This window comes from Streptomyces sp. MS191 (assembly GCF_008042125.1).
Classification (GTDB): Bacteria; Actinomycetota; Actinomycetes; order Streptomycetales; family Streptomycetaceae; genus Streptomyces.
The window spans coordinates 2,143,482-2,156,861 of record NZ_RDBI01000040.1 but is presented as its reverse complement, the minus strand read 5'-3'; the positions used below and the strand labels follow the sequence as shown (position 1 = coordinate 2,156,861).

The 13,380-nt window shown below is 73.0% G+C and carries 13 protein-coding genes; 9 read left to right on the top strand and 4 right to left on the bottom strand.

The window, feature by feature from the left end; translation table 11 throughout:
• Positions 1–15: 15 nt before the first annotated feature.
• Complete coding sequence (locus EAO71_RS16810) at positions 16–537, top strand: EF-hand domain-containing protein (RefSeq protein WP_147978470.1); 522 nt, start codon at positions 16–18, stop codon at positions 535–537.
• A gap of 75 nt (positions 538–612) precedes the next feature.
• Complete coding sequence (locus EAO71_RS16805) at positions 613–1,251, top strand: LysE family translocator (protein WP_147978469.1); 639 nt, start codon at positions 613–615, stop codon at positions 1,249–1,251.
• A 15-nt stretch (positions 1,252–1,266) separates the two neighbouring features.
• Here the strand turns inward: EAO71_RS16805 and EAO71_RS16800 are convergent, their stop codons facing one another.
• Positions 1,267–2,055 carry a polysaccharide deacetylase family protein gene (locus EAO71_RS16800; protein WP_147978468.1) on the bottom strand — a complete coding sequence of 263 codons (789 nt, stop codon included), beginning with the start codon at positions 2,053–2,055 and terminating at the stop codon, positions 1,267–1,269.
• A gap of 110 nt (positions 2,056–2,165) precedes the next feature.
• Positions 2,166–3,710 (bottom strand): class I adenylate-forming enzyme family protein, encoded by a 1,545-nt coding sequence (locus EAO71_RS16795; protein WP_147978467.1) that lies wholly within the window; start codon positions 3,708–3,710, stop codon positions 2,166–2,168.
• 134 nt (positions 3,711–3,844) lie between these two features.
• Here EAO71_RS16795 and EAO71_RS16790 point away from each other — a divergent pair, with 134 nt between their 5' ends.
• The 4 genes from EAO71_RS16790 (at position 3,845) to EAO71_RS16770 (ending at position 7,933) form a co-directional block, all read left to right on the top strand.
• On the top strand, positions 3,845–5,038 hold the full coding sequence (locus EAO71_RS16790; protein ID WP_147978466.1) for an amidohydrolase family protein: 1,194 nt from the start codon (positions 3,845–3,847) through the stop codon (positions 5,036–5,038).
• Positions 5,038–6,171: an acyl-CoA dehydrogenase family protein gene (locus EAO71_RS16785; RefSeq protein WP_147978465.1), complete on the top strand. Its 1,134-nt coding sequence runs from the start codon at positions 5,038–5,040 to the stop codon at positions 6,169–6,171. Before EAO71_RS16790 ends, EAO71_RS16785 begins: the two co-directional genes overlap by 1 nt.
• A gap of 5 nt (positions 6,172–6,176) precedes the next feature.
• Positions 6,177–7,073 carry an acyl-CoA dehydrogenase family protein gene (locus EAO71_RS16780; protein ID WP_147978464.1) on the top strand — a complete coding sequence of 299 codons (897 nt, stop codon included), beginning with the start codon at positions 6,177–6,179 and terminating at the stop codon, positions 7,071–7,073.
• 401 nt (positions 7,074–7,474) lie between these two features.
• Entirely contained in the window at positions 7,475–7,933 is a 459-nt protein-coding gene (locus EAO71_RS16770) for an ATP-binding protein (RefSeq protein WP_147978462.1), read from the top strand.
• 223 nt (positions 7,934–8,156) lie between these two features.
• On the opposite strand, the gene EAO71_RS16765 is transcribed toward EAO71_RS16770, so the two are convergent.
• Positions 8,157–9,095 (bottom strand): cyclase family protein, encoded by a 939-nt coding sequence (locus EAO71_RS16765; RefSeq protein WP_147978461.1) that lies wholly within the window; start codon positions 9,093–9,095, stop codon positions 8,157–8,159.
• Between the two features lie 98 nt (positions 9,096–9,193).
• Between EAO71_RS16765 and EAO71_RS16760 the strand changes: the two genes are divergently transcribed.
• The 3 genes from EAO71_RS16760 to EAO71_RS16750 all read left to right on the top strand — a co-directional run bounded on the left by EAO71_RS16760 (position 9,194) and on the right by EAO71_RS16750 (position 12,442).
• Positions 9,194–10,126, top strand: a complete 933-nt coding sequence (locus tag EAO71_RS16760) for an SDR family oxidoreductase (RefSeq protein ID WP_147978460.1) — start codon at positions 9,194–9,196, stop codon at positions 10,124–10,126.
• Positions 10,123–11,172: a Zn-dependent alcohol dehydrogenase gene (locus EAO71_RS16755; protein WP_147978459.1), complete on the top strand. Its 1,050-nt coding sequence runs from the start codon at positions 10,123–10,125 to the stop codon at positions 11,170–11,172. The genes EAO71_RS16760 and EAO71_RS16755 overlap by 4 nt, the downstream gene beginning before the upstream one ends.
• A gap of 61 nt (positions 11,173–11,233) precedes the next feature.
• On the top strand, positions 11,234–12,442 hold the full coding sequence (locus EAO71_RS16750; RefSeq protein ID WP_147978458.1) for an MFS transporter: 1,209 nt from the start codon (positions 11,234–11,236) through the stop codon (positions 12,440–12,442).
• Here the strand turns inward: EAO71_RS16750 and EAO71_RS16745 are convergent.
• Positions 12,406–13,377: a GlxA family transcriptional regulator gene (locus tag EAO71_RS16745; protein ID WP_261992165.1), complete on the bottom strand. Its 972-nt coding sequence runs from the start codon at positions 13,375–13,377 to the stop codon at positions 12,406–12,408. The two genes, EAO71_RS16750 and EAO71_RS16745, sit on opposite strands and share 37 nt — an antisense overlap.
• Between the last annotated feature and the right edge of the window lie 3 nt (positions 13,378–13,380).

The window sequence follows — 13,380 nt, the reverse complement described above, 5'->3', positions numbered from 1 at the left end:
TCGTAGTCTCCGGGGATGGAGCACACGCAGCACACGGACCGCGAGCGGCTCTTGCAGCGCCGACTCGCCTCCCGCTTCGCCGCCTTCGACCAGGACGGCGACGGGACCATCTCCCGCGAGGACTTCTCCACCGCGGCGAAACGGCTTCTCACCGAGTTCGGCGTCACGTTCCGCTCCGATCGCGGGCAGGCCCTGTGCGACGGCGCCGAGGCGTTCTGGCAGGGCATGGCCGGGATCGCGGACGTCGACGGCGACCAGAAGGTGAGCCACGAGGAGTTCCTCGGCGGCGCGGTCAAGCGGCTGCACGACCACCCCGAGCGGTTCGCGGAGATCGCCCGGCCGTTCCTGCACGCCGCGCTCGCCATCGCCGCGACACCCGCGGAGGTGGAGCGCGCCCTGCTGGCGCTCGGTGTCTCCCCGGTGGCGGCCGCGCTGAGCGCCCGTACGCTGCCGACCGCGGACTCGGGCGCCGTCGACGAGGAGGCCGCCGTGGGTGCCTTCGCCCGGTACTTCATGACGGAGGACCGCGACGCCTGAGGGGCGTCCCGCCGGGGGCTCTGGCATGTGAGACGCCCCTGGAAGGGTGCGGGCCGGCCGTGCTTGCATGGCGCCATGGTGTCCACCGACCGCTTGGCGGCCTTCGCGGCCATGTCGCTCCTGCTGATCGTGATCCCCGGCCCCAGTGTGCTGTTCGTGATCGGACGCGCGCTGGCCCACGGCCGCCGCGCCGCGCTGACCACCGTCGCGGGCAACACGCTCGGCGGCTACGCGCTCGCCGCGGCGGTGGCGCTGGGCGTCGGGACCGTGGTGGAGCGTTCGGTCCTCGTCTTCACCGTCCTGAAGCTCGCGGGCGCCGCCTACCTGGTGTACCTGGGCTTCCGGGCCTGGCGCGAACGGGGTGCGCTGCGGGCCGCGTTCGACGGCGGCGGGCCGGAGCGGGGCGGACGGCGCACGTTCTGGGAGGGATTCGTCGTCGGGGTGAGCAACCCCAAGACGATGGTCTTCTTCGCCGCGGTGCTGCCCCAGTTCGTGGACCGGGAGGCGGGGCACGTGGCGGCGCAGATGCTGCTGCTCGGCGTGGTGTTCAACGTCATCGCGCTGGCCTCCGACGCGGTGTGGGGCGTGGCCGCGGCCACCGCGCGCGACTGGTTCGGGCGCTCGCCCCGGCGCCTCTCGCTGGTCGGCGGGATCGGCGGGATCACGATGATCGGCCTCGGTGTCACCGTGGCCGCGACCGGACGCAGGGACTGAGCGGCCGCAGCCCCGTCAGGGACGGGTGCGTACGGGGAAGCCGGTCGGGTGGCCCTGCTCCTTGAGCCAGGGCAGGACCTGCTCCAGCGCGGCGACGGTCTGGCTGCGGTCGCCGCCGCCGTCGTGGAAGAGGATCGTCGGCCCGTTGGGCAGCTCGTTGCGCACGGTGTCGACGATCGCCTGCGTGCCGGGCCGGTGGAAGTCCTTCGTGTCGACGTTCCAGCCGAGCGGCCGCATGCCGGCCGCCGCGGCGATCCGACGGCTGTCGGGGGTGAAGGCGCCGCCCGGGGCGCGGTAGTACTCGACCTTCGCACCGCCCGCCGCGTCCTCGATCATCTTCTTCGCCGCGAGGATCTGCTGCTTCTGGTACTCGGGCGACTTCCGGTCCATCGTGGTGTCGTGGTCGGTGGTGTGGTCGCAGAGCCGGTGTCCGTCCGCGACGACCCGCTTCACCAGGTCCGGGTGCTGCCGGGCCTGCGGGCCGATCATGCAGAAGACGGCCTTGACGTCGTTCTTCTTCAGGATCCGCAGCACGTCGGGGGTCCACCGCGGGTCCGGGCCGTCGTCGATGGTGATGTTGACGGCCTGTCCGCCCGACTCGGAGGCGTGCGCGATGCTCTCCGGGACCCTGGCGGGCGGGCGCGCCGGGTTCCGGGTCGAGGGGCCCTTGCCCTGAGCGGCCGGCCCGCGCGCCGTGTCGGCCGCCTCCGAGCGGGTCAGGACCGACGCGCCCCACACCGCTCCGGTGAGTGCGACCGCCGACGCGACGACGGCTATGTGCGCGGTGTACTTCCTCAGTGCCATGAACGTCCACTCCCCCGCTGGCCCGTGACCGGCTTCCGAGAGGAGGACGTCGGAAAGCCCGGGAAGGTTTCACCCAAAAGGGACGTACTGCGGAGCGGGTCGCTCGGCGCTCAGGCCGTGTCCACCGCGGTGAACCGTTCGCGCAGTTTGTACTTGAGTACCTTCCGCAGGGTGTCGTTGCGCGGGAGTTCCTCGACCACCTCCAGCTGCTCCGGCAGCTTGTGCACGGAGAGCCCCTCGCCGCGCAGGAAGGCGGTGACCGCCGCCAGGGTCAGGGGAGCCGCGCCCGGCGGCCGTTCGGCGGGTTCGACGACCGCGCAGACCCGCTCGCCGCGTTCCGGGTCCGGCAGGCCGATGACGGCCGCGTCGCCGACCGCCGGGTGCCGGTGGAGGAGGTCCTCGATCTCCTTGGCCGAGATGTTCTCCCCTTTGCGGATGATGATGTCCTTGATCCGGCCGGTGAGGACCAGGTGCCCGGACGGGGTGAGGTGGCCCACGTCACCGGTGATCAGGAAGCCGTCCTCGTCGAAGGCGGTGGCCGTCTGCGCGGGGTCGAGGTATCCCCGGCACACCGCCTCGCCGCGCAGGCGCACCTCGCCGTTGCCGGAGGCGTCCCGCGCGATGCGTATCTCCATGCCGGCCGGCGGTCTGCCCTCCGTGGTGGCGAGGTTCTCGGCGGTGTCGTCCGGCGAGCCCATGGTGATCATCGGGACCTCGGTCATGCCGTAGCCGTGGGTGAGCTGGCACCCCATCTCCCGCACCACCGCGTGGTAGACCTCCGGCGGCTTGGGGGCCCCGCCGCCGGCGAGCAGCCGCAGGCTCGGGATGAGTTTCTCGCCCGGGGGGAGCTTGCGCTGCTCGGCCAGGAACATCGCGTAGAAGGCGGTGGAGCCGCCCGCCACCGTCACCCCGTGCTTGCGGTACTCCTCCAGGGCGCCGGGCAGCGCGAACTGCTCGAACATCACCGCGGGGAAGCCGTAGAGCAGCAGCATCACGGTGTAGTCGGGTCCGGCGATGTGGGCGTACGGGAAGGCCATCGAGCCGACGTCGTCCGAGGTCAGGTGCAGGGCGTGGGCGAGGCAGGAGCCGCCGGCGATCAGCGAGCGGTCGGTGTGCAGCACGCCCTTGGGGTCGGAGGTGGTCCCGGAGGTCCAGTAGATCCAGCGCACGTCCTGGCCGGTGTCGGGTGCCGGCGGGGGTGGCAGGACCGCCGGGTCGCCGTCGGGAAGGGAGTCGTAGGCCTCGAAGACGCCCCGGGCGCCGAGCCGGCGGGCCAGCTCCGTGTGGTCGAAGCCGCGCCACACCCCGGGGACGGCGAAGAACGCGGCCCCCGACGCGCGCAGCGCGAAGCCGACCTCGCGGTCCCGGTAGAAGGGGATGACCGGTGACTGGACGGCTCCGACGCGGGTCAGCGCGAAGGACAGGATCGCCGTCTCGATCCGGGTCGGCAGCTGCCAGGCGACGACCGTGCCCGGGCGCACCCCCATCTCCCAGAGGCCGGCGGCGCAGCGTTCGGCGCGGTCGCGCAGTTCGCCGAAGGTCAGCGTCCGGTCACCCTGGAGCAGGACGGGGTGGTCGGGGGTGAGGGCGGCGCGGCGGGCGACGAGCTCCCAGAGCGTGCGGGAGGCGCCCAGGGCGTGTGCGGTGTCGGTCATTCTCGACTCCGAGCGGCTCGATCGAACTGACGGACTGTCAGATCGTGCGGAGAGCGTAGAGCCATGCTCCTTGTCGGTCCAGGGGTGCGGGGCTAGCCTGCTATCTGACGACCCGTCAGAAGAGGAGTGCGCCCATGGACCAGGAACTGCCTCGGATCATCAGCGTCGACGACCATGTGATCGAGCCCGCGCACCTCTTCGACACCTGGCTGCCGGCGCGGTACCGCGACCGCGGACCGCGGCCCGTGACGGCGGGCATCGGGGAGCTCGAGTACGTCGGCGGGAAGTACCGGATCACCATGGACCCCGACGGCCCGCCCACCGACTGGTGGATCTACGAGGACCTGAAGTTCCCGTACAAGCGCAACATCGCCGCCGTCGGCTTCGACCGCGACGACATGACCCTGGAGGGGATCACCCGCGCGGAGATGCGCCGCGGCTGCTGGGACCCCGCCGAACGGCTGAAGGACATGGACCTCAACCACGTCGAGGCGTCCCTGTGCTTCCCCACCTTCCCGCGCTTCTGCGGCCAGACGTTCGCCGAGGCCCACGACAAGGAGGTCGCCCTCGCCTGCGTCCGCGCCTACAACGACTGGATGGTCGAGGAATGGTGCGGCGGCAGCGGCGGGCGGCTCATCCCCCTCTGCATCATCCCCCTCTGGGACATCGACCTCGCCGTCGCCGAGATCCGGCGCAACGCCGCGCGCGGGGTGCGGGCCGTGACGTTCTCCGAGATCCCCACCCACCTGGGGCTGCCGTCGATCCACTCCGGCTACTGGGACCCCTTCTTCGCCGTGTGCCAGGAGACGGGCACCGTCGTCAACATGCACATCGGCTCCTCCTCCCAGATGCCCGCCGCGTCCCCCGACGCCCCGCCCGCCGTGCAGGCCTCGCTCAGCTTCAACAACGCGATGGCCTCGATGATGGACTTCCTCTTCAGCGGGGTCCTGGTCCGGTTCCCCACGCTCAAGCTGGCCTACAGCGAGGGCCAGATGGGCTGGATCCCGTACGCCCTCGAACGGGCCGACGACGTGTGGCAGGAGCACCGCGCCTGGGGCGGGGTCCGCGACCTGATCCCCGAACCGCCCTCGACGTACTACTACCGGCAGATCTTCTGCTGCTTCTTCCGCGACAAGCACGGCATCGCCTCGCTCGACGTGGTGGGGCGGGACAACGCCACCTTCGAGACGGACTACCCGCACGTCGACTCGACGTTCCCGCACACCCGCGAGGTCGCCCTCGACCACGTCAAGGACCTCGACGACGAGACCGTCTACAAACTGATGCGCGGCAACGCCATCCGCATGCTCGGCCTGGACATCGTCTGATGGACCTCGCGTACACCGCCGAGGAGGAGGAGTTCCGGGCGCGGCTGCGCGCCTGGCTCGCGACGGTCCTGCCCACCCTGCCGCCGCGGCCCGACCCGCTGGACTGGCCGGGCCGCCGCGCCTACGACTGCGGCTGGCAGCGCCGGCTGTACGAGGCGGGGTACGCGGACGTCCACTGGGACGCCTCCCCGACCCATCGGCTGATCTTCCTGGAGGAGACGGAGCGGGCCGGCGCCCCCTACGTCGGCGCCAACTTCGTCGGGCTGCTGCACGCCGGACCGACGATCGCCGCCGAGGGGACCGCCGAGCAGCGGGAGCGCTGGCTGCCGCCCGTCCTGCGCGGCGACGAGGTCTGGTGCCAGGGCTTCAGCGAGCCGGACGCCGGCTCCGACCTCGCCTCCCTGCGCACCCGGGCGGTCCGGGACGGCGACGACTACGTGGTCACCGGCTCCAAGATCTGGACCTCGCACGCCGAGGTCGCCGACTGGTGCGAGCTGCTCGTCCGCACCGACCCGGACGCCCCCCGGCACCGCGGCATCAGCTGGCTCGCGATGCCGATGGACGCCCCCGGGATCACCGTCCGGCCGCTGCGCACGCTCGCCGGGTCCGCCGAGTTCGCCGAGATGTTCCTCGACGAGGTCCGGGTACCGGCCGCGCACCGGGTCGGCGCGGAGAACGACGGCTGGCGGGTGACCATGGTGACGCTGTCCTTCGAACGCGGCACGGCCTTCGTCGGCGAGGTCGTCGCCTGCCGCCGCACCCTCGGCGAACTCGCCGCCGAGGCACGGCGCAACGGCACCTGGGACGACGACGTGGTGCGCCGCAGGCTCGGCGCGCTGAGCGCCGAGTTCCGCGCCCTGTGGCGCCTCACCCAGTGGAACGTCAGCGAGGCGCAGGCCAGTGGCGGCGTTCCCGGCACCGGCGGCTCCGTCTTCAAGCTCCGCTACTCCCACGCCCGTCAGGAGCTGTACGACGCGGCCGCCGCCGTCCTCGGCCCGGACGCGCTCGACCTCGGCCGGGAGTGGAACCAGGACCGGCTGTCCTCGCTCTCGTACACGATCGCCGCCGGCACCTCGCAGATCCAGCGGAACATCGTCGCCGAGCGGATCCTCGGCCTTCCGAAGGGAGGGTGATCCGAGTGGACTTCCGGCTCACCGAGGACCAGAGGGCGCTGAAGGCGGGCGTGCGGGAGCTGCTCGCCGGACGCTTCGGCGCGCAGGAGCTCCGGGCGGCCGTCGCCACGGGGACGCTCGACCGGGCGCTCTGGCGGGAACTGGGCGAGGCGGGCCTCTTCGCGCTCCGGCTGCCCGAGGAGGCCGGCGGTGTGGGCCTCGGCCTCCCCGAGGCGGTGCTCGCCTTCGAGGAGGCGGGACGCGCCCTGCTGCCCGGCCCGCTGATCGCGACGCACCTGGCGGCCGGGGAGGTGCCCGGGGCGGCCGAGGGCAAGACCGTGGTCACCGGGCCCGACGGAGGGCTCGTGGAGTGGCTGGACGAGGCGGACGTCGTCCGCGGGGACGTCTCCGGTGCCGTCCCGGTGCGTTCGGTCGACCCGCTGACGCCCCTGCACCGGCTGCCGGGCCCCGCCCGCCGGGAACGCGCGGACGCCACGGCCCCGGTGCCGGACGCGCTCGTCGCGACCGGCGCACTGCTGACCGCGGCCGAACAACTCGGCAGCGCCGGGCGCACGACCGAGGCGGCCGTGCGCCACGCCCGCGAGCGGGAGCAGTTCGGCCGGCCGATCGGCGTCTTCCAGGCCGTCAAGCATCTGTGCGCGCAGATGCTCGTACGAACGGAAGTAGCCCGCGCCGCCGTCTACGCGGCGGCCGTGACCGGTGACCCGGTCGAGATCGCGGGGGCCAAACTGCTCGCCGACGAGGCCGCGACCGGCTGCGCCCGCGACTGCCTCCAGATCCACGGCGGCATGGGCTTCACCTGGGAGGCGGAGGTCCATCTGCATCTGAAACGGGCCTGGGTCCGGGCCGAACGCTGGCTCCCGAAGGCCCTCGCGGAGGAGGTGGAGGCGGCGCGGTTGTAGCCACCGCGCCCGGTGGCGCTCACGCAGCGTCGATATCGGGTTGTGTCCCTCGGCCGGACCGTCACGGCCCGGAGTCGGGGTCCTGCTCCGGTACGCTCCGTGGGATGCGAGTGGTTGTGGGTCCGGTCCGTACCGGTGCCGCCGGTGCGGCGGCTCCGGGCCCCGGAATGCCCGCCGTTCGCGCCCCCTGGAGGCGCCTCGCGCGCCCCTGTTCGACTCCCCGCAGCGTGCGTCGCACAGTATGGACCATGCGTACTCCTTCGCGCTGGAATATGCCTGAAGCGCTTGTTGCGGTGACTGTACGTCAACCATGCTGTCTCGCAAGGAAATCACGTTCCGTGAGGGCGTCGATGGCTGTGAGGCGCGAGGCGATGTGTCCGCCGGTTCGGATGGTGTGAACGGTGCAGGTGCTTCAGGTTCAGTTGGAGGTCGGGGCCGACCCGGCAGAGGTGGGACGAGCCCGGCGATGGGCCCGTTCGAGGCTCGCCGGATCGGGCATAGGGGTGGACGAGCCGCTGGCCGAGACGCTGGTGCTGCTCATCTCCGAGCTGGTGACCAACGCCGTGGTGCACACCGGCTGTCCGGCCGTCCTGAGGATGCTGTTCGGGGCCGGCTGCCCGGACGCGGGCACGGTCCGGGTCGAGGTGGCCGACCGCAGCGACCGGCCCCCGCTCCAGCGGCACGCACAGGGCGAGGACACCAACGGCCGCGGCCTGGAGCTGGTGGACGGCCTGGCCGACCGCTGGGGCTGGCAGCGCGAAGGCGCCGGCAAGAGCATCTGGTGCGAGGTGGACCGGAGCGTTCCGGCACCGGCCCCGGCGGTACGGGAGCCGATCGCCTTCGACCGGGCCTCCTGCTGACGCTCCGCCGGAGGCACTGTTGACGGTTCGTGCCGTTTTGTTCACTCTGGGGTGAGCGATGCGTCGCGAGGGGACGACGAGGGTGCCGCGCCCTCGGCGAGTGCGGGTCGCGACCGGGTGGCGGCCCGCCGTGCCGTGCTCGGGGCGGGCACGAAGCTCGCCGCCACCCGTGAGTCCCTCTGTTCCCGGTCGCGCCCCTGCGTGCCGGCGGCCCCGCCAGGACCTAGAGGATCGCGACCGGCGCCACCGGCGTGCCCGTGCCGCCGACGAAGGGTTCCGGCATCGCGGAGAGCAGGAAGGCGTACCGCCCGCTCTGTGCACAGGCTGTGGACAGACTTTCCAGATTCCAGTTCTGGCCCTGGAGCATGCCCATCTCGACGAGGTCCAGCGCGTGCACGGGCAGCCACAGGTCCTCGATCTCCGGCGGGAAGATCTCGAAGGTGAGCGTGTCGTTCGCGACGGCGGCGACGTCCCGGGCGTGGAACCACTCGGGCGTCCGCACGGACAGCCCGGGGGACGGGAAGGCGTACCCGTGCTTGTCCCCGGCCAGGTACTGCCGCATCTGCCCGGTCCGTACGAGCACGATGTCCCCGGCCCGGACCGTCACCCGGCCGAACTCCGCCGCCTCGTCCAGGTCCTCGGGGGTCACGGCGTGGTCGCCCGGCAGCCGGTCGAGCCCCTTGGCCGCGGCGACGTCCAGCAGCACGCCGCGACCGACGATGTGGCGCGCGGTGTGGATGCCGCTGAACTCGGAGCGCCCGTGCGGGGTGATGGAGGCGGCGGGCCGGCCGTTGTAGATCTTCCCCGAGTGCGAGACGTGCGTGAGCGCGTCCCAGTGCGTCGCCGCCTGGAGGCCGAAGGTCACGGCGTCGTCGCTGGTGGCGACCGTTCCCGGGCCGAAGAGCTCCTGGTTGACCTGGACCATGACGTGCAGCGGGTTGACCCGGCCGGGGATCATCCCGGTCTGCACGCCGTCCTGCTCGAGGTCGAGCGCGAGCGGGACGCGCTGTCCCGAGCGGACGGTCGCGACGGCCTCGCGCACCACCTCGTCGGTGATCAGGTTCAGCGTCCCGATCTCGTCGTCCCGGCCCCAACGGCCCCAGTTGTTGACGCGCTTGGCGATGTCGTGGAACGCGGCGGGGAGAGCCGGGGGAGCTGACATCGGGGCCTCCAGGGGTCTTGTTCTCCGGTATCTGACGGGTCGTAGAATCCTGTTGACGAATCTAACGGACCGTCAGAAACCGCGGGAAGGGGCCGGGCGTGGGGAACTTCTTGGCTGGCAAGGTCATCGCCGTGACGGGCGCGGGGAGGGGGATCGGCCGAGCGGTCGCCCTGGCGTGCGCGGCGGAGGGCGCGAAAGTCGTCGTCAACGACTACGGCGTCTCCGTCGAGGGCGGGGAGCCGACCTCCGAGGTCGCGCTCGCCGTCGTGAAGGAGATCGAGGCGGCGGGCGGATCCGCGGTCGCGGTGGCCGACGACATCTCGACGATGGAGGGCGGCGCGCGGATCGTGGACGTGGCGCTCGCGGAGTACGGGCGCGTGGACGGAGTGGTGTGCGTGGCCGGCATCCTGCGCGAGCGGATGCTGTTCAACATGTCCGAGGAGGAGTGGGATCCGGTCGTCGCGACCCACCTGAAGGGCACCTTCACCGTCTTCCGGGCCGCCTCGGCGGTGATGCGCAAGCAGGGCGGTGGGACCCTGATCGGCTTCACCAGCGGCAACCACCAGGGATCGGTGGCGCAGGCCAACTACGCCGCCGCCAAGGGCGGGATCATCTCGCTGGTGCGCAGCGCGGCGCTGGGGCTCCACAAGTACGGCGTGACGGCGAACGCGGTCGCGCCCGTGGCCCGCACCCGGATGTCGGCCAACGTCCCCATGGAGCTGAAGGAGATCGGCGAGCCGGAGGACGTGGCGGCGCTCGTGGTCTACCTCCTCTCCGAGCGGGCCCGGGCGGAGGGGATCACCGGCCAGGTCTACACGATCGCCGGACCCAAGATCGCGGTCTGGGCGCAGCCCCGCGAGCTGCGGGCCGGGTACGCCGAGGGCGGCGCGTGGACGCCGGAACGGATCGCGGACTTCCTGCCCGGCACGGTCGGCACCGACCCCATGCCGCTGCTGGCCCGGCTGGAGGAGATGGCCCGCGCCGCGGCGGCCGGCTCCCGCCCCAACGTCGCGGACGAGGAGCGGTCATGAGAGGCGTCGTCTTCGACGGGAAGCAGGTCCGGGTCGTCGACGACCTGGAGGTGCGGGACCCCGGACCCGGGGAGGTCCTCGTCGCGGTCGCCGCCGCCGGGTTGTGCCACAGCGACCTGTCGGTGGTCGACGGGACGATCCCGTTCCCCGCGCCCGTCGTCCTCGGACACGAGGGCGCCGGGATCGTGGAGGCCGTCGGTCCGGGCGTCACCCATGTCGGGCCCGGTGACCACGTGGCCCTGTCCACGCTCGCCAACTGCGGTACCTGCGCCGACTGCGACCGGGGCCGTCCCACGATGTGCCGGAAGGCGATCGGCAGGCCCGGACAGCCCTTCTCCCGCGGCGGTCAGCCCCTGTTCCAGTTCGCGTCGAACTCCTCCTTCGCCGAGCGGACCGTCGTCAAGGCCGTCCAGGCCGTGCGGATCCCCTCCGACATCCCGCTCACCTCCGCCGCCCTCATGGGCTGCGGCGTCCTCACCGGGGTGGGGGCCGTGCTCAACCGGGCCCGCGTGGCACGGGGTGAGAGCGTGGTCGTCATCGGCACCGGCGGCATCGGCCTCAACGTGCTCCAGGGTGCCCGGATCTCCGGAGCCCACCCGATCGTCGCCGTCGACACCAACCCGGCGAAGGAGGAGACCGCCCGCCGTTTCGGCGCCACGCACTTCCTGGACTCGGCGGACGGCGTGCGGGAGGTGCTGCCCACCGGCGCCGACCACGTCTTCGAGTGCGTGGGCCACGTCGGCCTGGTGCGCGCCGCCGTCGACCTGCTCGACCGGCACGGCCAGGCGGTGCTCCTGGGGATGACGGCCCCGGCCGCCGAGGCGAGCTTCCTGCCCGCCGCGATGTTCCTGGACAAGTCGATCCTGGGCTGCCGCTACGGCTCCTCCCGTCCGCAGAAGGACCTCGCGCTCTACGCCGAGCTCTACCGACGGGGCAGCCTCCTCCTCGACGAGCTCGTCACCGAGACCTATCCCGTGGAGGACTTCGAGAGAGCGGCCGAGGACGCGGCGCGGGGGAAGGTGGCCCGCGGGGTGCTCACCTTCTGAGCGGCCTTCCCGGGGGAAAAATCCCGACGGCGGCGGGCGGCGGGTCGCTACGTTCGGAGCCATGCCGTACCGAGCGCTCGCCACCCGGCCCGTCCTCGCCTGGTCCGCCGTCACCGTGGCCGGACGGATGCCGGTGGCGATGGCGCCGCTCGCGCTGGTCCTCCTGGTCCGCGAGCGGCCCGGCGGGTACACGCTCGGCGCCGTCCTCGCCGCCGTGTACGTCCTCGGCGAGATCATCGCCGCGCCCGTCCTCGGCATCCGGATGAACGCCGAACGGGCCCGGCCGCAGCTGGCGTCCGGACTCGCGGTCGGCGCGCTCGGCTTCGCCGGTCTCGGACTCCTCGACGGTGCGCACCCCGCCGTCCTCGGCGGGCTCGCTTTCGCCGCAGGAGCCGGACCGGCGGCCGTGCCCGGCGGGCTGCGCGCGCTGCTCACCTCGCTGGTCCCGGAGCACGCCGTCACCCAGGCGATGAGCATGGAGTCGGTGCTGACCTTCGGGATCTGGGCCGGTGCGCCCGCCCTCACGACGGGCTTCGCGCTGGGAGTCGACCCGGCCGTGCCGCTGCTGCTCCAGGGCGGATCGATGGCGCTGGCGGTGGCCGGGCTCCGGCTGCTCCCCGTCGGCTGGAAGGCCGAGGGCGGCGCCGGCGGCGAGGCGGTGCGACGGCTCCTGGCGCGTGCCTGGCCCGTGTACGTGACCGGCGCGGCGAGCCTGACGCTGCTGGCCCTGGCGGAACTCGTCCTGCCCGCCCTGCTGGAGCAGCGCGGGATCGGTATCGGCTGGGCCGGACCGCTGCTCGCCGGCTTCGCGGCCGGCTCGGCGCTGGGGGCGTTCCTGTACGGGCTCCGCGGCGACTGGCCCGGCCGGCTCACGGCCCAGAGCCTCGTCCTCATCCTCGGCGTCACGGGCGGCGTCGTCCTGGTGGCCCTGCTGCCCTGGGCGGCCGCCGTCGCCGTCGCCCTGGTGCTGGCCGGTCTGCTCCAGGCGCCGGCGATGCTGACCCGGAACCTGGCCCTGCGCCGGATCCTCCCCCCGAGCGCACTGGCGGCCGGCTACTCGGTCATGTACGCCGCCGTGGGAGCCGGGTACGCGGCGAGCGGCTCCCTGGCGGGCGGCCTGCTGCGGGTGGTGGCGCCCTCGACCGCGATCCTCTGGGGTGTCGGCCTGACGCTGCTGCTGACGGCGGCCGGTGCTCTGGGGGAGCGGCGGATGGTGGAGGCCGCCCCCGCGGCTCAGTCCGTGGCGCCCGCGCGGAAGGTGCGGCGGTAGGCCGTCGGCGTCACGCCGATCGCCGTCTGCAGGTGCGTCCGCAGGGACTGGGGCGTGCCGAAGCCGGCGTCGCGGGCGATCTTGTCGACCGGGAGGTCCGTCGACTCCAGGAGGTGGCGGGCGCGTTCGATCCGCTGCCGGGTCAGCCACTGGCCGGGGCTGACCCCGACCTCCTCGCGGAAGCGGCGGGTGAACGTCCGTACGCTCATCGACTCCCGCACGGCGAGGTCGCGCAGTTGGAGGGGCTCGTGCAGATGGGCCAGCGCCCAGGCGCGGGCGGCCGTCGTGGTCGCCGCGCCCGGGTCCGGGAGCGGGCGCTCGATGTACTGGGCCTGGCCGCCGTCCCGGTGCGGCGGGACGACCGTCCGGCGCGCCACCTCGTTGGCGACGGCGGTGCCGTGGTCCCGCCGCACGATGTGCAGGCAGAGGTCGATGCCGGCCGCCACGCCGGCGGAGGTGAGCACGTCCCCGTCGTCGACGAAGAGCACGTCCGCGTCCACCCGCACGCTCGGGAACAGCCGCTGGAAGTGCTCGGCCGAGGACCAGTGGGTGGTGGCCGGACGCCCGTCGAGCCAGCCGGCGGCGGCCAGCACGTAGCCGCCGGTGCAGATGGACACCAGTCGCGTCCCGGGCCTGATGTGCGCGAGGGCGGCCGCGAGCTCCGGCGTCAGGCGGCCCTCCTCGTAGACCGGGCCGAGCTCGTACGAGGCCGGGACGACGACCGTGTCCGCCGTCGCCAGCGCCTCCGGCCCGTGCTCGACGTTCACGGCGAAGTCCGCGTCCGTCCGGACCGGTCCGGCCACCGGCGCGCAGGTGACGATCTCGTACAGGGGCCGGCCCCCGGAGTCCTTCGCCCGCCCGAAGATCCGGTGCGGAATGCCCAGTTCGAAGGGGAGCAGGCCGGGCAGGGCCAGGACGGCGATGCGGTGCGGCACGGT